This is a genomic window from Streptosporangium sp. NPDC006007 (assembly GCF_040614315.1).
Lineage (GTDB): Bacteria > Actinomycetota > Actinomycetes > Streptosporangiales > Streptosporangiaceae > Streptosporangium.
Genome location: NZ_JBEXUG010000002.1, coordinates 238,011 through 259,818, shown reverse-complemented (window position 1 = coordinate 259,818; position 21,808 = coordinate 238,011). Strand labels below are relative to the sequence as shown.

Sequence of the window (21,808 nt, the reverse complement as noted above, 5' to 3'; positions counted from 1 at the left end):
ATGACGTCAGAGAACAGACAGACCGATGCCGAGCCGGGCGACTCCACGGCCGGGGAGTCGACCGGCGCACCGGATCGGGAGGGCGGCACGCCGGACAGGGAGGTGGCTGAGCTCGTCGGCAGGCTCGTGGAGTCCGATGACATGGGCGGTGCCGAGCGACGGCGGTTGCTCGGCCGTCTGACGGCGGCGCTGGCCAGAGGCTCCACAAAGGCCAAGGCCACGGGGGTGGGCCGGGGCCGGTGGCTGGCTGACGTGTTCACCGCCGTCGCGCCCCGCATCCCCATCCGTGATCTGGCGACCCTCTCCGAGCACCATCACGGGCTCACCTCCGAGGCTCTGGCCGACGACCTCGTACGGACCGCGGCCAAGGCCACCATGACCGTCGGCGCCATCGGCGGCGCCCTCGCGGCGGCGGAGTTCGCAGCCCCGCCCCTGCTCCTCTCCGCCCCCGCCCAGCTCGTGGCCGAGACCCTCGTGGTCGCCGCGATCGAGGTCAAGCTCCTCGCCGAACTGCACGAGGTGTACGGTGTGCGGGTGCCCGGTACCGGTACCCAGCGGGCCATGGTCTTCGTGGCGGCCTGGTCCAGACAGCGTGGTGTCGACCCGATGGCCCCCGCCTCGGTCACCCTCGCGCTCGGCGCGGCCACCAAGACGGCGCTGCGCAACCGTCTCATGCGTACTCTCGGACGTCACCTGAGCACCCTCGGCCCCTTCCTCACCGGAGCCGTGGCCGGCGGAGCCCTCAACCGGGTCGCGACGAGGAAGCTCGCCGGTGTTGTTCGGGATGATTTGAGAATTCATCGGGTACTTCCACCCGGTAAGTCATAGAAACGTCTGAATTGGGTAGTTGTTACCAGTAGACCGACTACCTGGAGGACTTTGTGCAGGGCCGCAGTTCATTTTTGATCGTCGCGAACCGCCTCCCCGTTGACCGCGCGGGTGACGACATGTGGCGGCGCAGCCCCGGCGGCCTGGTCACCGCGATCGCCCCCGTCCTCCAACGCAGAGAAGGTGCCTGGATCGGCTGGCACGGCGCCCCCGGCGAGTATCTCGACCCCTTCGAGCACGACGGCATGCAGCTCATCCCCGTACCTCTGTCGGAGTCGGAGGTCGAGCTCTACTACGAGGGCTTCTCCAACGCCACCCTCTGGCCGCTGTATCACGACGTGGTGGCCCCCCCGGCCTACTCACGCCTCACCTGGGAGGCCTACCGCGCGGTCAACGACCGGTTCGCCCGTGCCGCCGCCGAGGAGGCCGCGGAGAACGCGGTGGTCTGGATCCAGGACTACCAGCTCCAGCTCGTCCCGGCCATGCTGCGCAAACTCCGCCCGGACCTGCGCATCGGCTTCTTCCTGCACATTCCCTTCCCGCCGGTCGAGCTGTTCTCGCAGCTGCCCTGGCGCCGGGAGATAGTGGAGGGCCTGCTCGGCGCCGACCTGGTCGGCTTCCAGCGCCCCGGCGGCGCGTCGAACTTCATCCGGCTCTGCCGCCGCCTCCTCGGCCTTCAGCACCACAAGAACGAGATCCACGTGGGCGACCGGGTGGTGCGGGCCGCGGCGTTCCCCATATCGGTCGACTTCGGCGAGCTGGACTCCCTGGTCCGCGAACCGCACATCATCGAGCGCGCCAAGGAGATCCGCACCGAACTGGGAGACCCCGAGTGCATGCTGCTCGGCGTGGACCGGCTCGACTACACCAAGGGCATCGGCCAGCGGCTCAAGGCGTTCGGGGAACTGCTCTCGGAGGGCTCGATCAAACCCGGGGAGGCGGCGTTCGTGCAGATCGCGACGCCGAGCCGGGAGCGGGTCGAGGAGTACATGCGCCTGCGCGACTCGATCGAGCTCCAGGTCGGCCGGATCAACGGCGAGCAGGGCGAGTTCGGTCAGCAGCCCGTGCAGTACATGCACCAGTCCTACGGCAGGGAGGAGCTGGCCGCGCTCTACCTGGCGGCGGACGTGATGGTGGTGACCCCGCTGCGCGACGGGATGAACCTGGTCGCCAAGGAGTACATCGCCTGCCGCAACGACCTGCGCGGCGCGCTGGTGCTCAGCGAGTTCGCCGGGGCCGCCGACGAGCTGCGGCAGGCGTTCATGGTCAACCCCTACGACGTGGACGGACTCAAGCGCACCATGCTGGCCGCGATGCGGGCCACACCGCACGACCTGTCACGGCGGATGCGCTCGCTCCGCAGGCGGGTCGCGACCTACGACGTGGACCGCTGGGCGAAGGAGTTTCTCGCCGCACTCGAATCCTGACCCCCGTGGTACGGCACGCCCCACCGCCGGAAGGCGTCAGGAGGCGACCTCCCTGGCCGTGCCCTTGACGGCCTTCCACGCGTTGTAGCGCTTCCTGGCGGTGCGGGCGACCACGATCTGCGCGACCTGCATGCCCACCCCCATCACCACGGCGTAGCCGATCGCCTCACCCAGGCCGATGTCCAGCGACTCGCTGTCCGCCGGGGGCTTCCTGCCGGTGGTCTTCTCCCAGGCGAACCCGATGACCTTTCTGGCGCCCCAGGCCGTCACGAGTCCCACCAGGCCACCGATGGCCCGCCATGCCATGTCCTGCTTCTCGGTCTTGTCGGCCATGTGGCTCCCTCCCCTTCGCGCGCTCCACGCGGGTTTTGGCTCCGCAGGAGAAGACTAGTCTCCTCCGATCCGGCGGCACGTGACGCCATGCCCTGGGGTGACCCGCCGGCCGTCCCCGCCCGATCCACACGTGAATCTGTCCTTTCCGTCGGACGCTCCTGCCGTACGGTCGAAAGACGACGTGTGAGGGAGAAGAGCATGACTCCAGGCTGCGGCAACTGCAGTTGCTATCTCGACGACAGGGTGATCGCCCGGCCACCGGGGGAGCGCTGATACCGACCGTGCGCGGAGGGTCCGGCCGCGCAGCCGGGTCCTCCGCTCCGTGTCCGGCCGATAACCATGCGCATTCCAAGCCGGGGCGTGACAGTCTGGATGGTGTGATCTCCGATCGGGAACGTCTGACACAGCTGGTGCCGCGCATCCTGCTCCGCATAGCCGTCTGGAGCCTGTGTCTGATCATTATTGGCTGGGCGGTGTTCTACTTTGCGCAGTTCATCGCGACGTTACACATCGTGATCCTTCCGGTGGCCGTCGCACTGCTGCTGACCGCGTTGCTGTTCCCCATCACCCGCAGGCTCCGGGCGGTCGGCATACGTCCGATCTACGCCACCTGGATCACCATGCTGATCGCGTTCGCGGTGATGGGCGGCACCGGCTGGTTCATCGGGCTGCGGGCCAACGACGAGTTCCCCGGCCTGGTCGACCAGGTGAAGGCGACCTCCAAGACCGTGGAGCAGTGGTTCTACACCGGCCCGCTGCACCTGCAGCCGAACCAGCTCACCAAGTGGATCGACGAGATCGCCACGCAGGTCACCGCGCAGCGCAACCAGATCACCCAGACCGTGCTCACCGGCGCCACGGTGGCGCTGGAGGTGCTCGCCTCCCTGGTGCTGCTGCTTTTTGTCACCTTCTTCCTGCTCAAGGACGGCGATCGCATCTGGTCGTGGTTCCTGAGGGCGTTCGGCTCGGCCGCGCCCCGGGTCGACCGGGCCGGGCGGATCGCTTGGGTGACCCTCTCGCACTACGTGCAGGGCACCGTGGCGGTGGCCGCCGTGCACGGTGTGGTCATGGGCATCGTGCTCGCCGGGATGGGCGTGCCACTCTGGGCGCCGCTCGCCGTGCTGATCTTCCTGGCCAGCTTCATCCCCATCGTCGGAATCTTCTTCGCCGGCGGGGTCGCCACCGTGGTGACCCTCGGCGCGAAGGGCCCGATCTACGCCCTGATCTTCCTGGGCATCCTGCTCGTCGAGCAGCAGCTGGAGAACCACGTCCTCCAGCCGCTGATCGTCGGCAGGGCGCTGAGTTTCCACCCGCTGGCGATCATCCTGGTGCTGGCCGTGGGCGGTATCGTCGCGGGCATCGCCGGCGCCGCGGTGGCGGTGCCGGTCGCGGCTGTGATCTACCGGTCGCTGCCGGCGCTCATGAGCGATCCACCCGTGCCGGATACCGGGCCTCCGGACGCGGAGGTTCCGGAGGCGGGAGCTCCGCCGGCCGATTCGGCGGCGGGGCGGGTGGCGGGTTCGGAGGTGGGCGTGGAGGTGGGCGTGGAATCGCCGGAGAAGCCCGCCGGGTCAGGTGCCGCCGGATCCGCCGGACGGGGAGAGGGCTCCGGACGGGCGGGACGGGGGGACACCGCCGGAGCGGGCGGTCCCGCCGGTCCGCCGAATGAGGAATCCCCCCAGCACAGGGGGTAACGTTCTGCTCCGTGACCCGTTCCACGCTGACAACCCCTCCACCGGGAGCGGCACCGCCGGAGGCGCACCCGGACGCGCCCGCCCCCGGCACCCCGCTCGGCTCCCACTACAGCAACTGCTTCGGCTGCGGATCCCGGCATCCGACCGGTCTCCACCTGAACGCCGTCACCCCCGACGGGCTCACGGTGGTCGCCGAGTTCACCGTGGGGGAGGCGCACCAGGGCGCGCCGGGCCTCGCGCACGGCGGCCTGCTGGCCGCGGCGATGGACGAGATCATCGGTATGTCGATCTGGCTCTTCCAGCGTCCCTACGTCACCGGGCGGCTGGAGACCGACTATCTCGCGCCCGTTCCGGTCGGCACCACCCTGCACCTGCGTGCCTGGTGTACCGGAACCTCGGGCAGGAAGGCGTACCTTGAGGCTGAGGGGCGGATCGGCTCACCGGACGGTCTGGTCGCCGTGCGGGCCGCGGCGCTCTTCATCGAGGTGAGCATGGAGCACTTCGCCAAGCACGGAGATCTTCAGACCATTGTCGACGAACATCACGAGTACGAGGTGAACCCGTGACCAGCAAGGTCGAGGTGCTGATCCACCGGCTCGACGCCGGGCTGCCGATGCCGTCCTACGCCCACCCGGGCGACGCCGGCGCCGACCTCCACGCCGCCGAGGACGTCGAACTGCTGCCCGGCGAACGGGCCGTGGTCGGCACCGGTGTGGCGATCGCCCTGCCCGACGGATACGCCGCGTTCGTTCACCCGCGTTCCGGCCTGGCCACCAGGCACGGTGTGACGCTCGTGAACGCGCCGGGCACCGTGGACGCGGGTTACCGGGGCGAGATCAAAGTGACGTTGCTCAACACCGACGGCAAGGACGCGGTACGGCTGCGCAGAGGGGACCGCGTCGCGCAGCTCGTGATCCAGCGGGTGGAGCGCGCCGTTTTCTACGAGGTGGACCGGTTGCCCGGCTCGACGCGAGGCGTCGGCGGGTTCGGGTCCACCGGCCGCTGACAGGGAGCCGGCCGATGAGCCCCCGTGTAACGGCCGACGAGTCCGCCGCCGGAGCGGTCCGCGGCGCCGTCGTCACCGGTGAGGCGGGGCCGCGGAGAGCGACCAGTGAACCTTCAAGGAGCGTGAGGAAAGTGTTCGGACGTCGTCGTCGTGAGGAGTCTCCGGCCCCGGCCGGGGAGGTCGAGCAGGCCGAAAGGGGTGAGCGGGCCGAACCGGCCCGGACTCGTGAGGCGGGCCCGTGGGACTCCGATGAGCAGCACTCCCAGCGGGAACGGGTGGATCTCGGCGGGCTGCGCCTGCCGGTCGATCCGGGTTTCGAGGTACAGCTCAATCTGGCCGGTGACCAGATCGTGGGCGCGGTCGTCGTGTTCGAGGAGAGCGCCCTGCAGGTGCACGCGTTCGCGGCCCCCAAGCGCAGCGGGATCTGGGAAGAGGTCCGGGCCGAGCTCGCCGAGGGCGTGAAGGGCGCCGGCGGTACGGCGGAGGAGCAGCAAGGCCCCTTCGGGGTCGAGCTGGCCGCGCGGGTTCCGGCCGACGGGGTGGCCCAGCCGGTCCGCTACATCGGCGTCGACGGGCCGCGCTGGTTCCTCCGCGCGGTGATCAGCGGCCGTGCCGCGCTGGACGCCGAGGTCGCCGCCACGCTGGAGGACGTCGTCCGTGACATCGTGGTGGTCCGCGGTGACGAGCCGATGGCACCCAAGGAGCCGATCGAGCTGCGGCTTCCGCCGGAGGCCAGACAGGCCGTGGAGGAGCAGGCCGAGCAGGCCGAGCAGGCTGAGGTGCCCGACCTCAAGCCGTTCGAGCGTGGTCCGGAGATCGCCGAGCTTCGCTGACATGGGGGATCGCGTACGCTGATTCAACACGTATGTGAAGGAGAGGTCGTGGGTTCTCAGGAACCGCATAAACAAGGCGGATTTCGAGGCTTCTTCCGGCGGCTGACGACGAGTCAGGCCGAACTGGAGGCCAGCGAACTCCAGCAGGACCTCGATCGCCACGGCGCGACGCCCATCGCCTCGTGTGGCGGCCGGCGCCGATTCTGCGTCACCGGTACACTACGGACGGTGACGTTGCGCCCTCGCGGGGGTGCGCCCGCGCTCGAAGCGGAGCTCTACGACGGTTCGGATGTGATCGACCTGGTCTGGCTGGGGCGCCGGAGGATCGCCGGCATCGAGCCGGGCCGGATGCTGCTGGCCGAGGGGCTTGTCAGCCTCCAGGACGGGCGCAAGGTGATGTTCAATCCCAGATACGAGCTGCGCCCGGCGGGCGGTGCGTGAGCGATCGACGACCACGGAGCGGTGAGCGAGAAGATGAGCACCACCGAGGGGAACACCGCGCACGCCACGGTGGAGGCGGCGATGCGCAGTCAGCTCGCCAAGGCCTTCGGCGGCGTGCGGGGCGTCATCGAGGCCGCCGTGCCCACGATCGCCTTCACCGTGATGTGGATCGTCACCTCCGAGCTGAAGCCGTCACTGATCGTCAGCGTCTCCACCGCGGTGGCGCTGCTGATCGTCCGGCTGCTGCAACGGTCGACGCCGCAGTTCGTCGTCAACAGCCTGATCGGCATCGGCATCGGCGCGTTCTTCGCCTCCCGCACGGGTGAGGCGAAGGACGTCTTCCTGCCGGGCATCCTCTACAACGCCGGCTACGCCGTGGCGATGCTGCTGTCAATCGTCGTCAGGTGGCCGGTGGTGGGCTTCCTGATCGGGTCCGTCACCGGCGACCCCACGGCCTGGCGCGGGGATCCGGACATCGTGCGGCTCTGCTCCAGGCTCACCTGGATGCTGATGCTCCCATGCGTGATCCGGGTGGCCGTCCAGTTCCCCGTCTACGTCATCGGGGGGAACGACGCGGTCGCCGAGCTGGGCATCCTCAAGATCGTGATGGGCTGGCCGCTCCAGATCGCGGGCCTCGCCGCCATGGTGTGGCTGCTGGCCAGGGGCCGGACCCCGGTCAGGCCCGCCGTCCCCTGACCCGCCGCCGAGACGGTCCCCGGGTGCCGCCGCCTCCCTGACGAGTCCCTGAGGAACCCTCCGGCGCTCCGGGTCTTTCCCGGCCGCCCCCACACCACCGTCCGGCCCTCGCGGCGGGACGGTGGGAGGGCCGGGCCGGCGACTGCTCTTCGGGTGGGGGTCAGTGCGGGGACAGCAACCGCGCCAGCTCCTCCTCGACCTCCTGGTTGGCCACGAACATCAGCTCGTCCCCGGCCTCCAGCGGGTCGTCGTCGGTGGGGACCAGTACCCGGCCCTCACGCAGGATCGCGACCAGGGCGGTGTCGGTCGGCCAGGGCACCGAGCCGGCGCGCTGCCCGACGACCGGCGCGTCCTCGGGCAGGGTGAGCTCGACCAGGTTGGCCTGCCCCTGGCGGAAGGTCATCAGACGGACCAGGTCGCCGACGCTCACCGCCTCCTCCACCAGCGCGCTCAGCAGGCGCGGGGTCGAGACGGCCACGTCCACGCCCCACGACTCGTTGAACAGCCACTCGTTCTTGGGGTGGTTGATCCTGGCGACCACGCGTGGAACGCCGTACTCGGTCTTGGCGAGCAGCGACACGACGAGGTTCACCTTGTCGTCGCCGCTCGCGGCGACGACCACGTGGCAGTCGGCCAGGCCCGCCTCGTCCAGCGAGGAGATCTCGCAGGCGTCGGCGAGCAGCCACTCGGCCCGCGGCACGGTATCGATCTTGATGGCCCTGGGGTCGACGTCGACCAGGAGGACCTCGTGACCGTTCTCCAGGAGTTCGGCGGCGATGGACCGGCCGACGGCTCCCGCACCCGCGATGGTGACGCGCATCAGTGCCTCTCCTCCGGAGCCCCGGAGAGCACCTTGTTGATGCGTTCCATGTCGCTCTCGACCGCCATGACGTGCAGGATGTCGCCCTCCTGCACCACGGAGTCGTTCCGGGGCAGCAGGGTCTCGCCCATCCGGTTGAGGAACGCCAGGCGGGTGCCCGCGGCCTCCTCCAGGTCCCTGGTCCTGACGCCGATCCAGCCGGGGTGGTAGGCCACCTCGGCCAGCACGACGGCTCCGGTCGGATCGCGCCAGAGCGGCTCGGCCCCCTCGGGAAGAACCCGGCGCAGGATCTGGTCGGCGGTCCAGCGGACCGTGGCCACGGTGGGGATGCCCAGCCGCTGGTAGACCTCGGCTCGCCGGGAGTCGTAGATACGGGCCACCACGTTGTCCACGCCGAACGTCTCGCGGGCGACCCGGGCGGAGATGATGTTGGAGTTGTCGCCGCTGCTCACCGCCACATAGGCGCCGGCGGACTCGATACCGGCCTCTTCCAGGACATCGCGGTCAAAGCCAATGCCGGTCACCCGGCGGCCCCGGAAGCCGGCCCGCAATCGGCGGAACGCCTGCGGATCCCGGTCGATGATCGCGACCGAGTGGCCGCTGTCCTCCAGAATGTGCGCCAGAGTCGAACCCACCCGGCCACATCCCATGATCACGATATGCATGCTCCCCCGCCGGTCGCGTTGAGGCGGATCTTGTTCCCGAACGTACTTAGCCAGTATGAACCGTTTCGGGAGTGCCGCGTCAGCGGAGCGTATAGATGGGCACTAGCATCGGCAGACGTGTCAAAGGTCACGGACCTCGTCAAGCGCCTCTTCATCGGGCGTGCGCTGCGTAGCACGCAGTTACATGAGCAGTTGCTCTCCAAACGCATCGCGCTGCCCGTTTTCGCAAGCGACGCGCTCTCCTCGGTGGCCTACGCGCCGCAGGAGATCCTGGTCATCCTCTCCATCGCGGGCCTGTCGTTCTACGGCTTCGCCCCCTGGGTCGCCGCCGGCGTCGTCGTGGTGATGCTCACCGTCGTGGCGTCCTACCGGCAGAACGTGCACGCCTACCCCAGTGGCGGCGGCGACTACGAGGTGGCCACCGTCAACCTGGGGCAGAACGCCGGCCTCACCGTGGCCAGCGCGCTCATGGTCGACTACGTTCTCACCGTCGCCGTGTCGGTGGCCAACGGCGTCGACTACGTGGGCGCCACCATCCCCTACGTCGCCGAGCACAAACCGCTGGTCGCGATCGTCATCGTCGCCGTGCTGACAGTGGTCAACCTCCGCGGCATCCGCGAGTCCGGCGCGGCGTTCGCCATCCCCACCTACGCCTTCATGATCTCGGTCATCGGCCTGGTCGCATGGGGAGGCTTCCGGTTGCTCGTCCTCGGCGACGAGCTGCGCGCGCCCACCGCCGACTACCAGATCGTCGCCGAGCAGACCAACCTGACCTCCTTCGCCGCGGCCTTCCTGATCCTGCGGGCCTTCTCCTCCGGCTGCGCCGCGCTCACCGGTGTCGAGGCGATCAGCAACGGCGTGCCCGCCTTCCGCAAGCCCAAGAGCAAGAACGCCGCGACCACGCTGCTGATGATGGGCCTGATCGCGGTGACCATGTTCGTCGGCATCATCGCGCTCGGCCTGGCCTCCGGCGTCAAGCTCGCCGACCCCGCCGTCGTCGCCCACGACATGCTCATCGACGGCCGGCCCGCCGGCCCCGACTACTACCAGCAGCCGATCATCGCCCAGGTCGCCGACGCCGTCTTCGGCGACGGGTCGGTGTTCTTCTTCGCCATCGCCGCGGTCACCGCGCTGATCCTGTTCCTCGCGGCCAACACCGCCTTCAACGGCTTCCCGGTGCTCGGCTCCATCCTGGCCCAGGACCGCTTCCTGCCCCGGCAGCTGCACACCCGGGGCGACCGGCTGGCCTTCTCCAACGGCATCGTCATCCTGGCCGCCGGCGCCTGCCTGCTGCTCTGGGGGTTCGAGGCCGACGTCAGCCGGCTGCTCAACCTCTACATCGTCGGCGTCTTCGTGTCGTTCACGCTGAGCCAGATCGGCATGGTCCGGCACTGGAGCCGGCACCTGAGAACCGAGACCGACCCCAAGGTCCGGGCTCAGATGCGGCGTTCGCGGGTCATCAACTTCTTCGGCGGCATCATGACCGGGGTCGTGCTGGTGGTCGTGCTGCTCACCAAGTTCACCCACGGCGCGTGGATCGTCTGCGTGGCCATGCCGGTGCTGTTCCTGACCATGAAGGGCATCCACCGCCACTACGAGAACGTGGCGGGTGAACTCGCCGTGGCCGAGGACATCCAGGTGGACGAGACGATGCTGCCCGCCCGCAACCACGCGATCGTCCTGGTCTCCAAGATCCACAAGCCGACCCTGCGCGCCCTCGCCTACGCCCGCGCCACCCGGCCCTCCACACTGGAGGCCGTCACCGTGGGGGTGGAGGGTGAGGAGGCGAGGCTGCTGCAGGAGGAGTGGGAGCGACGGGGCATCCCGGTGCCGTTGAAGATGCTCGACTCCCCCTACCGCGAGATCACCCGGCCGATCCTCGACTACGTCAAGTCGCTGCGCCGCCGCTCACCCCGCGACGTGGTGACCGTCTACATTCCGGAGTACGTCGTCGGCCGCTGGTGGGAGCACCTGCTGCACAACCAGAGCGCGCTCAGGCTCAAGGGCCGCCTGCTCTTCCAGCCCGGTGTCATGGTCACCAGCGTGCCCTGGCAGCTCCACTCCTCGGACCGTCTCAAGGGCCGTCCGGAGCCCTTCGCCCCCGGCGCGGTCCGCCGTCCACGCTCCGAGGCGGCCGGGCAGGACGTGGCTCAGGACCAGGACGCCAAGGCTTAACCTTTCGTATGTACCCCTGACTGCGGGGAGGCTTGACCGACGACGAACCTTGGGGGCATGGCGATGGCGATCGAACTGACTGTGGGGCCCGTCGCACACGGTGGCTGGTGCGTCGCCCGTCATGACGGCCGGGTGGTCTTCGTACGGCACGCGCTCCCCGGTGAGCGCGTCCTCGCCAGGGTCACCGAGGAGACCACCCGGTTCCTCAGGGCCGACGCGGTCGAGATCCTCGACGCCTCCCCGGACCGGGTGACCCCACCCTGCCCGTTCGCCGGTCCAGGCCGCTGCGGGGGCTGCGACTGGCAGCACGCCTCCCTCGACGCCCAGCGCCTGCTGAAGACCGACGTGATCGCCGAGCAGCTCAAGCGGCTGGCCGGGATCGAGTGGAAGGGCGTCGTGGAGGAGGTCCCCGGCGCCCCCGACGGGCTGGGCTGGCGCACCCGCGTCCAGTTCGCCGTCAACCGGGACGGCGTCCTCGGCCTGCGCCGTCACCGCTCCCACGACATCGAGCCGGTGGACGCCTGCCTGATCGCCCACCCCGAGGTGGAGAACGTCGGCGCCGAGGTCATGAACTGGCGCAACGCCTCCTCGGTGGAGGTCATCGCCTCCAACACCGGGGACCAGGCCGTCGTGGTCGCGCCCAAGCCCCGCCGTACGGTGGCGGTGCCCGATCTCGACGCGAGCGTGGCCGTCTTCGTGAACGAGGGCAAGGGGCACACCCGTGTGGTCCACGGCCGCAACCACCTCGTGGAGCGCGTCGGCGACCGGAACTTCCAGGTCACCGGGAGCGGCTTCTGGCAGGTCCATCCCGGGGCCGCGGCCACCCTGCTCGACGCGGTCCTGGAGTTCGCCGCCCCGCGGCCGGGGGAGTGGGCGCTCGACCTCTACTGCGGTGTCGGCCTGTTCGCCGCGGGTCTGGCCGAGGCGGTCGGACCCGAGGGCGCGGTGTTCGGCGTCGAGTCCGAGTCCCCGGCCGTGCGCGACGCCGAGCGCAACCTCCGTGACCTCCCACAGGCCCGCTTCGCCCGGGGCCGGGTGGAGAGCGCCCTGGACCACTTCGGCATCGAGCGCGCGGACCTGGTCGTCGTCGACCCGCCCCGCGCCGGTCTCGGCCGTGAGGTCGTCGACCGTATCGCCACCCTGGAGGCGAGCCGGATCGTCTACGTCTCCTGCGACCCGGCCACCCTCGCCCGCGACCTCGCCTGGTTCGGCGACCGGGGCTACCGCCTCGCCGACCTGCGGGCCTTCGACGCCTTCCCGATGACCCACCACGTGGAGTGCGTGACCCTGCTGGTCAAGGACGCGGTCTAGTCCCTGACCAGCAGGTATGTACACCATGGTGTTTCATCAAACCCCAGGGCACCCCAGGTAAATTCAAGATCTTTGCGCACCAGGTGCGCACGATCATGAAAACGCCTCCGGCCGTATATGGTTCACTCGCCACCGGCCGCCACGGATTCTCACTCCGCAGCGGCTGGTTCGCCCTCAGAGTCCCGGGTAGCGCAGCGCAGCACTAGCTCGCCGGGAGGGCTGCGCAGGCGTTCTGAGGCACCCACGGCCGCCCTCACGGCCCGCAGGAAGCGGTAGTCACCTTTCCCTCCGGCTCGGACAACCGGCCATCAGTGATCAGCGTCTACTTTCCGCCTCGACATCCTCACCAGGAGTCACTTTGCGGAGAATGCTCCCCCTCGCCCTACTCGTCCTCGCGGCTGGATGCTCCGGCACGAAGGCCGACGCGCCAGCCGCCTCGGTCACCGTCCCCTTGGAGCAGCCCAGTTCGGCGGCCTCGGCCACGCCGACGCCGAGCGAAACGGTTCTGACCCCGCAGGAGATGGGGTACCTCAAGGCCCTCGGCAACAAGCCCGATGTCTCCGGGATGATCACCTTCAATCCCGGAGACATCGAGGAAGGACATGCAATCTGCGGGCAGTCCTCCGAGAGCGACGATGAGGACGGCTGGAGCGAGGGCGCCTTTAGCGGCCCGCCGACCGTTGACGCGATCATCGAGAACGAATGGGATGGTGCCGACTACCAGGCAGCGGTCGAGCACCTGTGCCCGAAGTACCTGTCTGTCCTGCGGAAGGCCAAAGGCGGATTCACGGACGGCACATACGAGGTCGGTAAGGACATCAAGGCCGGGACCTACCGGACCACGCCGGGACGGATCACCGACTGCTATTGGGAGCGCTCAACAGCCGGCGGGGCCACCATCGCCAACGACTTTGTGAAGAACGCGCCCGGAGGGGTGACGGTGACGCTGATGAGACGAGGTGAGGGGTTCACGAGTGAGGGGTGCGGCAACTGGATGCGGGGATAGCCCAAACGCAAGGAGAGCCCCGGCCGCTGGGACGGCCGGGGCTCTCTGCTGTCGAAGGGGTCATCCCCACATGCGTGGATGGCGGGCTCAGTCCACCGGGTATCGGTAGCGCAGGTCCCACTGGTAGGTCGGCATGACGTAGAGCGTCACTTTGACTGGTCGGTCGTCGCTGGTCCATCCAGTGTGCGTGATCTCATAGACCCGCTGATCCTCGGTCATCTGGAGGAACGTCGCCTCCTGTGGAGTCGGCGGCCGGACGATGATGCGCTCCTCAATCTCCGCCTGGGCGTGGCCGAGTTCGGCTAGGCGGCTGGAGATGCCACCAACGCCAGAGTCCCTCTCGGCGATCGGCGTGCCATCGGCGATGGCACGTGGAATGTAGCTCGTCGCAATCTGGATAGGAACCTCTCGGGTCCCCTCGGAGGGGATCGCCCGCATGTGACGGGCGCGCACGATAACGCTGTCCGTCTCGGGGTCCACACCGAGAATCTCCGCAACGTGCGTCGGCGGCTGGCCAGGACTGACGGTGTTGTCCGAGCGGAGGGTGTAGCCCAGCTCTGCCAACTCGGTGGCTAAGGCACCTCCTGAGCCGCCGCGCTCGCGGTGCTCCCGACTGTGCCTGACGGCAGCGTGACGAGGAAGCGGCGGGAGCTCGTAGACGAAGGTCCCCATGCCTCGATGGACACGCAAAAGCCCCTCTGCGACGAGGACTCTCAGCGCCCGATTGATCGTTACCCGGTTGGCCCTGAGCTGCACGGCCAGCTCCTCCTCACGGGGCAATCGACTGCCGCGTCGGTAAGTCCCGTCATGGATGCGGGCTCGGATGACGCTGGCGATCTCGCGGTACTGACTGGCAGCGGACATGGCGTCGATCCTATCTATCACCGCACTACGTACTTCATTCTCGTTGACCCAACCTCGAACGGGTAGTATGAAGTACGTAGCACATAGTTCATCTCCAATAGGGAACTCCTTTAGGGGATGGCTTATTCCCGTATGCCTGATTTGGAGGCGCCCCGTGCCTAGTCCCACCCCTGAGCCCCTAATGCATCCGGAGGAGGTGGCCAAGATCTACAGGGTCGATCCCAAGACCGTGAGGCGGTGGGCGAGGAGCGGTCGGATCGCTGCCACCCGCACGCCTGGCGGCCAGTGGAGGATCTACGCCTCCGCCGTGCTCCGCCGCTGCGGCCCCTGAAAGCAATGTGGGCCCGTCCGGTCTCTGACCACCGGAACGGACCCGTGATCCCACCCCGCAAGGAGAAGAATCATGCTCCACACTACTCGGTGCCGCCCGTGGTGCACCGACCACTTCGACGGCTACTGCCTTGCCACTGCGTCCACCCCGGCCGGTGACCTGCTGCTCGGTTTCACTGACGGCGGCCCGCGTGTGTTTCTGTGGCAGCTGCGGGACGTGGACCTCACGCTCGCCGACGCCGCGCGGCTTCACGAAGCGCTGGGGGAGCTGCTCGCCGCTGCCCCGCAGGGTGAGCTGGTCGGGGGCGTCCGATGAGCCAGTGGCCCTCCGGCGCCAACACCGGCCGCCCGACCCGGCCGATCTACACCTGCACCTGCGGCGCTCAGTCCTCCAGCCCCATCACCCACACCCACGGCAGCACCCGGTGAGCCCCGAGCAGATCGCTGAGACGCTGGCCACTCTCAACCAAGCCCTCAGCGAGTGCCGCCCCACGGTCTCCACCAGCAGCTGCACGGCGCCCAACTGCGCCGCCTGCAAGAAGGGCGGTGTGCGGTGACCGAGCTCCCCCCGCCGCCCGCCCCGGACCACGACGGCGACCGCTTCACCATCGCCCTCTTCGTGGACGTCAAGGCGGTCCTGGAGCGGCACGGCTACCAGCTGCCCACCGACCAGGCCGCGCGGGACCAGGCGATCACCGAAACCCTTGCCGTCCTCGGATTCCTCGGCAAAGCCTTCGAAGGCCACCCCCCGGCCGACCCCGCCACCGCCCAGTGGAACGAGGCCATCGACTGGCTACTCAACTCCAGGCACACCGCCGACGAGGACATCCAGGCCGCGTTCTGGGCGCTCGCCGACGGCCGGTGCACCGTCGAGGAAGCCGACCGGGGCTACCTCGCCGACTACACCCCCCTGACGGACCTGCCCCAGGAAGAGGCGTGATGGCCGAGACCCCCTGCCCCTCCTGGTGCACCACCGACGGTGAGCACCATTGGCACCGCGCCCTGGTCGCCGCCCTCGACAGCGACACCATGGTGTCCATCACCACCGCCACCGCAGGCGGAGACGCCCAGGTGCGCTTCAGCGTCTGGCACGGCGACGAGCTCGCGGCCCCCGCGACGTACCTCACCCCTCCCGCCGCCCGATCCCTCGGCCGGGCCCTGGTGGCCCGCGGCCGGGACGTCGAGCTGGGCGAGGCGCTCATCGCCGCCGCCGACCTGATCGGCGGTGAGTGATGACGCCCGCCGAGCGGCTCGCCGCCACCCTCACCGCCCTCAACGCCCTGGACTCGGCGATGACCGAGTCCGCCGACACCACCGACGAGGAGGAGTCGTGACCCCCTACCTGATCGTCGGCGGCATCCTCCTCGTCCTGGCCGTGCTCGCCGCGGCGTCCCGCAGCGACGACGGGGAGTGCTGATGACCCCCGCCGAGCAGCTGGCCGCCGACGTGGCCCGCCTCGACCGGCTCACCCCGGCCGAGCTGCTCCTGGAGACCGGCCTCGCCGAGCTCGCCGCCGCCCGGGAGCAGGAGACGCCCCAGGACCTCGCCTACCGGGCCGAGCTGGAGAAGCGCGCCCACACAAAGGAGACCGAGACGGACACCATCTGCCGCCGCGTCGGGTGCCCGTGCTGCCCGACCGCCGCGTACTGCCAGAGCAACGCCGTCGCCTCCTCGACGATCCGATTCCCCGGCGCGCGCCCCGCGACCAGCCGCGTATGCGCGCGGTGCGCCGAGGACCTCCAGGACCTCCAGGCGTAGCGCACTGTGCGGGTGCCCGCCCGGCCGAAGGGTCGGGCGGGTGCCCGGAGCAGACGCTCCACCACTGAGATCCACCAGTCCGGCCAGCAGGCACACCGGGTGCGAGCCCCGGGCGGACACGCACCACCCACCCAGACCACCAAGGAGAAATCGAGATGACCGTCGACGACCTGCGCGCTGTCCTGGCCGACCTGCCCGGCGACATGCATGTGTACATCGCCAAGGACGACGCCAACGAGCCGGACTCCTACAGCGCCCTGTGGAGCACCGACACCGACCTCTACGAGGAGGACGGCATCCAGTACGACTCCGAGGCCGACGTCCCGGAGGGCGTGGACGTCGAGACGTGCCTGTTCCTGGGGTCGCTGAGCTGAGCTGAGGTTGCGGATCGCGCCCGCCCCGCGCGGGCGCGTGTCCGGAGCAGCAGCTCCACCACCTCGGCACCCACAAGGGAGAACCGCATGAACAAGACCCAGCTCATCGACGCCGTCGCCCAGGCGATCGGCGACCGCCCGGCCGCCGTCCACGCCGTGAACACCGTCCTGGAGTCCATCCAGGACGCCGTGGCCCGCGGGGAGAAGGTCTCGATCACCGGCTTCGGGGCGTTCGAGGCCGTGGACCGGTCGGCGCGGACCGCGAAGAACCCGGTCACGGGCGCGGAGATCCACGTCCCGGCGAAGCGGGCGCCGAAGTTCAGGCCGGGCTCCGGGTTCAAGGACCTCGTCCACCAGGGCGGCCGGGCCGCCGTCTCGGCCTGATGAGCGAGACCTGCCCCACCTGCCAGGGCAAAGGCAAGACCTGGGGCCTGCCCTGCCGGGAGTGCGACGGCGACGCCAACGTCCCCCAGCAGAAGCCGAAGCCCTCCCCGAAGGGCTGAGCCCCGGACCGGGCGGAGGCCGGCGATTCCAGCGCCGACCTCCGCCCTCAATCCCGCACCCCACCGAACAGCCAGCAACCGACCAGCACCAGCAGGAGAAGGACTGTGAAGAACAACCGTACGGAGCGGCGGCACGTCGGCCGCCTGCTGACCAAGGGCCGCCGCATCCCTCCGGCCGCCGCCCGGCCCCGCCCCGTACCGGTCCCCGAGGGGCCCGCCTCGCCCGGCACGAGCATCCGGGCCGACCGGGTCATCCGCGGCGCCGCCATCACCATCCTGCTCGCCGTCGCCGGAGCCGCGGCCTACGTGTCGTACCACCACTTCTACGGCCTGGCCATCGCGCTCGGAGAACGAGCGGACATGGCGATCCTGTACCCGGCGATGTCGGACGGCGTGATCGTCATGGCCTCCCTGGTGATGGTCTACTGCTCCCGCCGCGGCATCCCCGTACCACTCGGCGCCTGGGCCGCGCTCACCCTCGGCTGCGCGGTCACCCTGGTGGCGAACGTGGCACACGGCTGGTCCGGCGGACACGGATCGCGCCTGCTCAGCGCCCTCGCACCGGTGGCATTCGTCGGCGCCTACGAGCTGCTGATGTGGCTGGTGCGCACCGCCCGCCGCGCCGCCGCGGTGACCCAGGAGACGCCCGCCCAGCAGCTCGCCGCCGAGCATGTGTGCCAGCCCGAGACCGTCGTCGAGACCGTGACCGTAGTGGAACGGCTGCTGCCGATCGACCGGTTCGAGGCGGCACGACTCGCCTACGAAGACAGCCTCAAGCCGGGCGGCAAGCGCCTGGGCTGGCGACCCCTGTCGAACCGGTGGGGCATCGAGGTCGGCGAGGCCAAAGAGATCATCGCCGAGGTGGATCGGGAGCGTCAGGAGCAGGCCGCCGCCGAGGCCGAGCAGGGGACCGAACGCCCCGCTCCGCGGACTCCTCCTGTGCCACCGGACGACGCTGCGCTTGATCACATGTTCCCGCCCGTACTCACCGAGCAGAAGGCCGGCGAGCCTCCCGCGGGCACTGGCGAGTGGCTCATGCGCAAGGTCCTGGAGGAGTCGGCGCAGGCGCGGGTCAACGGCTCCCAGGTCGGCGGCGAGGCGTGATGAGTGCCACCGCCGCGCTCGCCGAGCGCACCGGGAAGGGCGACTTCCACCGGCTCGGTGCGCCCCGCCCCGGCACGACGGATGCCCCGCATCTGGGCACCGGCGCCTACGCCCTGGATCAGTCCTGGCACATCGGCTGGCTTTTCGTGTCCGCGCTGATCATCGCCGGGGGTGGGTCATGACCACGCTGACCGTGCTGCCGGCCCTGGTGGCGCTCGCCCTGCTCATGATCCGCCCGCTCGATGCGCAGGCCCGCACCCCAGCCGAGTTGCGCGCCGCCGTCCAGCACGCCGGATGGGCCCGGACCGGCGCCCGCACCGTCCAGGTCGCCGCCGTCGTGCTGCTCCTTCTGCTGGCCGTGGTGTGCCGGATCTGCTGGCACACCGCCTGGGCGGTCGGCACGGTCGTGGCCGCGCTCGCCGTCGGCGTGGCCGCGCTCGGCGCCGGCCCGCAGCTCGGCCAGGCGGGAGGCCGGGCATGAGCCGCCCCTTCCGTATCGTCCGCGATGGCGAGGAGACGCCGATGCTCGAAGTAAAGGCGCCGGTCGAGGAGTTCGACGCCGAGCAGCTCACCGAGCCGCGCGAGATCCAGACCGATCAGCCCGTCGACCGGCCCGACGATCCGGCCGAACTGGTGCCGGCGTACACCGGCACCATCACCGGCCGCCACGACAACCCGCTGAGGCCGATCCTTCCGGCGTGGGCGCGCTCGCGCCGTGACCTGGAGGCCATCACCCGCTGGTGGGCCGGTCGCCTGACCCACCAGGTGCTGTATCACCTGGTGCGCGTGCCGACGTACGCGGCCCGGGTGCTGATGTGGGCGCCGATCGGCGCGGCCCGCCTGATCCGCCGGGGCTGGCGGTGGGTGGTCGACGCCGAGCAGGGACAGCTGCGCGCCCGGCAGGCCAAGGCCGGTGACGTGCACACCTTCATGCAGGTCAAGACCAGCCAGAGGGAGCAGATCCGGTTGCGGGCGCTCGTGGCCGGCGGTGTGCTGCTCGGCGGGGCGCTGGCGGTACGGCTCGGCGTCTACCTGGTGCCGGTCGGCTGGCAGGTCGCCGCCGGGGCCGCCCTGGTGGCCGTGCTGGCCCGGTTCGGCCGGCCTGCGGACCGGCCGCTCGTGCAGGGGGCGACGGTGACCACCACGCGATACCGGCGGCTGACGGCGGAGATCGTACGCGAGGCCCTGTGCGCGCCCGGCGTGAACGCCGCGAAGAACCCTGCGGACATCAAGTTCCCGACCGACATCCACCGGGATGGGCCCGGCCAGCTGGCTCGGGTCAACCTGCCGCCGGGCGTCGTCGCCGGGAAGATCGTCGCCGAGCGTAAGGCCCTGTCGTCGGCTCTACGCCTGCCGGTCGACCAGGTGTGGCCGAGCGTCGGCCCTGATCATGAGGGACAGCTGGACCTGTGGGTCGGCTACGAGCCGGCGTCCAAGATGAAGCCGCCGAAGTGGTCGCTCGCCGCCGCCGACGCCCGTACCAGCGTGTTCGAGCCGATCCCGTTCGGCGCCGACCAGCGGCAGCGGCCTGTGTCGGCGTCGCTGTTCCAGCGGAACTGGCTGATCGGCGGTGTGCCGGGGTCCGGCAAGTCGTTCTTCGCGCGGGCGCTCGCGCTCGGCGCCGCACTGGACGTGAACACCGAATTCAAGATCGCCGAGTTCAAGGGGACCGGTGACTTCACCGACTTCTACGAGGCCGGCCTGTGCTCGGAGTACTACTGCGGTGTCGACGACGAGGCGCTGGAGGGCGGGGCGCGCATCATCGCCTGGGGCCTCGCGGAGGCCGAGAAGCGCGGTAAGCGGATCAAGAAGTTCCGGGAGAAGGGTCTGGCCCCCGAGGGCAAGGTCACGCCGGAGCTCGCCGCGATGCCCGGCTCCGGCCTGCACCCGGTTGTCATCATCATCGACGAGGCGCACGAACTGCTGCCCGACGCCGAGGTCGCCGACGCCGCCGAGCGGCTCATTCGCCGCGGCCGGGCGCTGAACCTCATCGTCATCCTGGCCACGCAGATCCCCGACGCCAAGAGCGTCCCGCCGAACATCACCCGCTGCGTGACCATGCGGGCCTGCCTGGCGGTCCGCGGCCACCAGGAGAACGACATGATCCTGGGCACCGGCTCCTACCGGGCGGGCATCACCGGCACGTCGTTCCGGCCGGAGATCGACGCCGGATGGGCCATGGTCACCGGTCTGCGTGAGCCGATCGCGGTCCGCGCCCAGTACCCGACTCCGGAGACCGCGAGGGGGATCTTGGCCCGCGCGGCGGAGTTGCGCGGCGGCAGGGCGCCCTGGGCCGAGGAGGAAGAGCAGCCGCGCCTGGACATCCTCATCGACGTTGTCCGGGTGTGGCCGGCCGACCGCAGCGGGGTGCCGTGGCAGCGTCTGGCCGACCTGCTGGCCGAGCACCGGCCGGAGGCGTACGGCGACGTGACGGCCGAGTCGGTGAGCTCGCTGCTGCGCGGCCTGGGAGTGCCGAGCGAGAACGTCAAGACGGCCGACGGCCGGGTGCCCAAGGGCTGCAAGCGGACAGCTGTGAACGCCGCGCTGGAGCGGCGGCAGATCGCCGGAGGGTAGCGCGCCCGGCCCCCTCACACCCCCTCCAGCGGGGGGCTGAGCGCCGTCTGCGGGGATGCCCGCTACCCGCTACCTTCACAGGTTTTCCCAGGTCAGGCCGGTAGCGGCGTGAGGTAGCGGTGCCGCTACCTCAGCCGGGGCCGCTACCTCGAAATGAAGATCACACAGCGGAGGTTGCGGGCCCTCTCCCGGCACGGCTGGGAGGGGTCCCGGAGCAGCCGCTCCCTCCAATCCCTCATGCCCTGAAGGAGATCGACATGGCCAGCAAGATGACCCCCGCCCAGATCGCCGCGATGAAGGCCAAGGCCGAGACGGCGAACACGCTCAACACGCTCGCGACGGCGGCGATCGGCGGAGGCGTCACCCGCGCCGCGAAGGAGCGGGCCGACGCCGAGCTGGTGCGGGCGGTCGGCAAGCGCAAGGCCGCCTCGCTGAAGGAGGACGCCCTCCAGCGGGCCGGTGCCCGCCCGAAGGGGCTGCGGCGCTTCTTCGGCTGACCCACCACATCCACGACGAGATCGAGAGGAAACGGACGAGATGGGACTGTTCGGCACCGAGGCGTTCCGGCGGCTCCGCGAGCTGCGCGAGTCGTACGACGGCCCGATCGACCAGGACGGCAACCCCGCCCCCACCGGGCGGGCGGCCGAGATCCTGGCCGCGCTCCGCGAGACCACGCGGGGTGAGCGCGATGTGTGAGCCCGCTCCCCGCGTCGTCTACGTCCACCCCGCCATCACCGGCGCGGGCCTGGTGGCCACCGTGGTGCTCGGCTCCGGCATGGGCCTGTACGCGGTGGCCGGCGGTAGCACCGTCACCGCCTGGGCGCTGCTCGGCCTGACCGGCTACTCGGCGATCACCACGATCGCGCTGCTGGCCCGCCGCGCCTCCCCGGTCCGCCAGACCACGCCGCCGATGCCCGCCCGGACGCCCGCGAGGACCACCACGGCGCGCGTCCTGGCCTCCCGCACCACCCCCGCCCTCCCCGCCGCCGACCGGCTCGCCGTGGACGCCGCGGAGACCACCACCGCCCCGGCGCACCTGAGCGCCTGACCACACGAGAGGAAGACC

Annotated in this window: 30 protein-coding genes; 26 read left to right on the top strand and 4 right to left on the bottom strand. The window is 70.2% G+C overall.

The window, feature by feature from the left end; all coding sequences use genetic code 11:
- Both ABZ194_RS02750 and ABZ194_RS02745 read left to right on the top strand, forming a co-directional pair.
- Complete coding sequence (locus ABZ194_RS02750; protein ID WP_355591342.1) at positions 1 to 828, top strand: hypothetical protein; 828 nt, start codon at positions 1 to 3, stop codon at positions 826 to 828.
- Positions 829 to 881: 53 nt separating this feature from the next.
- Positions 882 to 2,255: a trehalose-6-phosphate synthase gene (locus ABZ194_RS02745; RefSeq protein WP_355591339.1), complete on the top strand. Its 1,374-nt coding sequence runs from the start codon at positions 882 to 884 to the stop codon at positions 2,253 to 2,255.
- Positions 2,256 to 2,291: 36 nt separating this feature from the next.
- Here ABZ194_RS02745 and ABZ194_RS02740 read toward each other — a convergent pair whose 3' ends face one another.
- Positions 2,292 to 2,588, bottom strand: coding sequence for a DUF4235 domain-containing protein (locus tag ABZ194_RS02740; protein ID WP_355591336.1), 297 nt, complete (start codon positions 2,586 to 2,588; stop codon positions 2,292 to 2,294).
- A gap of 377 nt (positions 2,589 to 2,965) precedes the next feature.
- Here ABZ194_RS02740 and ABZ194_RS02735 point away from each other — a divergent pair, with 377 nt between their 5' ends.
- The 6 genes from ABZ194_RS02735 (at position 2,966) to ABZ194_RS02710 (ending at position 7,258) form a co-directional block, all read left to right on the top strand.
- Positions 2,966 to 4,282, top strand: coding sequence for an AI-2E family transporter (locus tag ABZ194_RS02735; RefSeq protein ID WP_355591333.1), 1,317 nt, complete (start codon positions 2,966 to 2,968; stop codon positions 4,280 to 4,282).
- 11 nt (positions 4,283 to 4,293) lie between these two features.
- Positions 4,294 to 4,848, top strand: a complete 555-nt coding sequence (locus ABZ194_RS02730) for a PaaI family thioesterase (protein ID WP_355591330.1) — start codon at positions 4,294 to 4,296, stop codon at positions 4,846 to 4,848.
- Positions 4,845 to 5,288, top strand: a complete 444-nt coding sequence (gene dut / locus ABZ194_RS02725; RefSeq protein WP_355591327.1) for a dUTP diphosphatase — start codon at positions 4,845 to 4,847, stop codon at positions 5,286 to 5,288. Before ABZ194_RS02730 ends, dut begins: the two co-directional genes overlap by 4 nt.
- 131 nt (positions 5,289 to 5,419) lie before the next feature.
- Positions 5,420 to 6,121: a DUF3710 domain-containing protein gene (locus tag ABZ194_RS02720; protein WP_355591324.1), complete on the top strand. Its 702-nt coding sequence runs from the start codon at positions 5,420 to 5,422 to the stop codon at positions 6,119 to 6,121.
- 48 nt (positions 6,122 to 6,169) lie between these two features.
- Positions 6,170 to 6,562: an OB-fold nucleic acid binding domain-containing protein gene (locus ABZ194_RS02715; RefSeq protein WP_355591321.1), complete on the top strand. Its 393-nt coding sequence runs from the start codon at positions 6,170 to 6,172 to the stop codon at positions 6,560 to 6,562.
- Between the two features lie 33 nt (positions 6,563 to 6,595).
- Positions 6,596 to 7,258, top strand: a complete 663-nt coding sequence (locus tag ABZ194_RS02710) for a DUF3159 domain-containing protein (RefSeq protein ID WP_355591489.1) — start codon at positions 6,596 to 6,598, stop codon at positions 7,256 to 7,258.
- Positions 7,259 to 7,418: 160 nt separating this feature from the next.
- Here the strand turns inward: ABZ194_RS02710 and ABZ194_RS02705 are convergent, their stop codons facing one another.
- Together ABZ194_RS02705 and ABZ194_RS02700 are read right to left on the bottom strand one after the other, a co-directional pair.
- A complete protein-coding gene (locus tag ABZ194_RS02705; RefSeq protein ID WP_355591318.1) occupies positions 7,419 to 8,078 on the bottom strand; it encodes a TrkA family potassium uptake protein in 660 nt (219 codons plus the stop codon).
- The gene (locus ABZ194_RS02700) at positions 8,078 to 8,743 is read right to left on the bottom strand and encodes a TrkA family potassium uptake protein (protein WP_355591315.1); all 666 of its coding nucleotides are present in this window, start codon (positions 8,741 to 8,743) and stop codon (positions 8,078 to 8,080) included. The genes ABZ194_RS02705 and ABZ194_RS02700 overlap by 1 nt, the downstream gene beginning before the upstream one ends.
- A gap of 117 nt (positions 8,744 to 8,860) precedes the next feature.
- Between ABZ194_RS02700 and ABZ194_RS02695 the strand changes: the two genes are divergently transcribed.
- From ABZ194_RS02695 to ABZ194_RS02685, 3 genes are all read left to right on the top strand, one after another.
- The gene (locus ABZ194_RS02695; protein ID WP_355591312.1) at positions 8,861 to 10,918 is read left to right on the top strand and encodes an APC family permease; all 2,058 of its coding nucleotides are present in this window, start codon (positions 8,861 to 8,863) and stop codon (positions 10,916 to 10,918) included.
- A gap of 63 nt (positions 10,919 to 10,981) precedes the next feature.
- Complete coding sequence (locus tag ABZ194_RS02690) at positions 10,982 to 12,229, top strand: class I SAM-dependent RNA methyltransferase (RefSeq protein WP_355591486.1); 1,248 nt, start codon at positions 10,982 to 10,984, stop codon at positions 12,227 to 12,229.
- 451 nt (positions 12,230 to 12,680) lie between these two features.
- Positions 12,681 to 13,235, top strand: coding sequence for a hypothetical protein (locus ABZ194_RS02685; RefSeq protein WP_355591309.1), 555 nt, complete (start codon positions 12,681 to 12,683; stop codon positions 13,233 to 13,235).
- An 87-nt stretch (positions 13,236 to 13,322) separates the two neighbouring features.
- On the opposite strand, the gene ABZ194_RS02680 is transcribed toward ABZ194_RS02685, so the two are convergent.
- Complete coding sequence (locus ABZ194_RS02680) at positions 13,323 to 14,099, bottom strand: GntR family transcriptional regulator (protein WP_355591306.1); 777 nt, start codon at positions 14,097 to 14,099, stop codon at positions 13,323 to 13,325.
- Between the two features lie 181 nt (positions 14,100 to 14,280).
- Here ABZ194_RS02680 and ABZ194_RS02675 point away from each other — a divergent pair, with 181 nt between their 5' ends.
- The 15 genes from ABZ194_RS02675 (at position 14,281) to ABZ194_RS02605 (ending at position 21,790) form a co-directional block, all read left to right on the top strand.
- Complete coding sequence (locus ABZ194_RS02675) at positions 14,281 to 14,430, top strand: helix-turn-helix domain-containing protein (RefSeq protein ID WP_355591303.1); 150 nt, start codon at positions 14,281 to 14,283, stop codon at positions 14,428 to 14,430.
- A 72-nt stretch (positions 14,431 to 14,502) separates the two neighbouring features.
- On the top strand, positions 14,503 to 14,745 hold the full coding sequence (locus tag ABZ194_RS02670; RefSeq protein ID WP_355591300.1) for a hypothetical protein: 243 nt from the start codon (positions 14,503 to 14,505) through the stop codon (positions 14,743 to 14,745).
- 109 nt (positions 14,746 to 14,854) lie between these two features.
- Positions 14,855 to 14,986, top strand: a complete 132-nt coding sequence (locus ABZ194_RS02665) for a hypothetical protein (RefSeq protein WP_355591297.1) — start codon at positions 14,855 to 14,857, stop codon at positions 14,984 to 14,986.
- Entirely contained in the window at positions 14,983 to 15,369 is a 387-nt protein-coding gene (locus tag ABZ194_RS02660) for a hypothetical protein (RefSeq protein WP_355591294.1), read from the top strand. The genes ABZ194_RS02665 and ABZ194_RS02660 overlap by 4 nt, the downstream gene beginning before the upstream one ends.
- Positions 15,369 to 15,662 carry a hypothetical protein gene (locus tag ABZ194_RS02655; RefSeq protein WP_355591291.1) on the top strand — a complete coding sequence of 98 codons (294 nt, stop codon included), beginning with the start codon at positions 15,369 to 15,371 and terminating at the stop codon, positions 15,660 to 15,662. Before ABZ194_RS02660 ends, ABZ194_RS02655 begins: the two co-directional genes overlap by 1 nt.
- Positions 15,663 to 15,845: 183 nt before the next feature.
- Positions 15,846 to 16,187 (top strand): hypothetical protein, encoded by a 342-nt coding sequence (locus ABZ194_RS02650; RefSeq protein WP_355591288.1) that lies wholly within the window; start codon positions 15,846 to 15,848, stop codon positions 16,185 to 16,187.
- A gap of 155 nt (positions 16,188 to 16,342) precedes the next feature.
- A complete protein-coding gene (locus ABZ194_RS02645; protein ID WP_355591285.1) occupies positions 16,343 to 16,561 on the top strand; it encodes a hypothetical protein in 219 nt (72 codons plus the stop codon).
- Positions 16,562 to 16,648: 87 nt separating this feature from the next.
- The gene (locus tag ABZ194_RS02640; RefSeq protein WP_355591282.1) at positions 16,649 to 16,945 is read left to right on the top strand and encodes an HU family DNA-binding protein; all 297 of its coding nucleotides are present in this window, start codon (positions 16,649 to 16,651) and stop codon (positions 16,943 to 16,945) included.
- Positions 16,946 to 17,169: 224 nt separating this feature from the next.
- Entirely contained in the window at positions 17,170 to 18,168 is a 999-nt protein-coding gene (locus ABZ194_RS02635) for a DUF2637 domain-containing protein (protein WP_355591279.1), read from the top strand.
- A complete protein-coding gene (locus ABZ194_RS02630) occupies positions 18,168 to 18,350 on the top strand; it encodes a hypothetical protein (RefSeq protein ID WP_355591276.1) in 183 nt (60 codons plus the stop codon). The genes ABZ194_RS02635 and ABZ194_RS02630 overlap by 1 nt, the downstream gene beginning before the upstream one ends.
- Complete coding sequence (locus ABZ194_RS02625) at positions 18,347 to 18,649, top strand: hypothetical protein (RefSeq protein ID WP_355591273.1); 303 nt, start codon at positions 18,347 to 18,349, stop codon at positions 18,647 to 18,649. Before ABZ194_RS02630 ends, ABZ194_RS02625 begins: the two co-directional genes overlap by 4 nt.
- Positions 18,646 to 20,742 carry a hypothetical protein gene (locus ABZ194_RS02620; protein ID WP_355591270.1) on the top strand — a complete coding sequence of 699 codons (2,097 nt, stop codon included), beginning with the start codon at positions 18,646 to 18,648 and terminating at the stop codon, positions 20,740 to 20,742. The genes ABZ194_RS02625 and ABZ194_RS02620 overlap by 4 nt, the downstream gene beginning before the upstream one ends.
- Before the next feature lie 257 nt (positions 20,743 to 20,999).
- Positions 21,000 to 21,239 carry a hypothetical protein gene (locus ABZ194_RS02615; RefSeq protein ID WP_355591267.1) on the top strand — a complete coding sequence of 80 codons (240 nt, stop codon included), beginning with the start codon at positions 21,000 to 21,002 and terminating at the stop codon, positions 21,237 to 21,239.
- Positions 21,240 to 21,279: 40 nt separating this feature from the next.
- The gene (locus ABZ194_RS02610; RefSeq protein ID WP_355591264.1) at positions 21,280 to 21,438 is read left to right on the top strand and encodes a hypothetical protein; all 159 of its coding nucleotides are present in this window, start codon (positions 21,280 to 21,282) and stop codon (positions 21,436 to 21,438) included.
- Complete coding sequence (locus ABZ194_RS02605) at positions 21,422 to 21,790, top strand: hypothetical protein (protein ID WP_355591261.1); 369 nt, start codon at positions 21,422 to 21,424, stop codon at positions 21,788 to 21,790. Before ABZ194_RS02610 ends, ABZ194_RS02605 begins: the two co-directional genes overlap by 17 nt.
- The last annotated feature ends 18 nt before the right edge of the window (positions 21,791 to 21,808 follow it).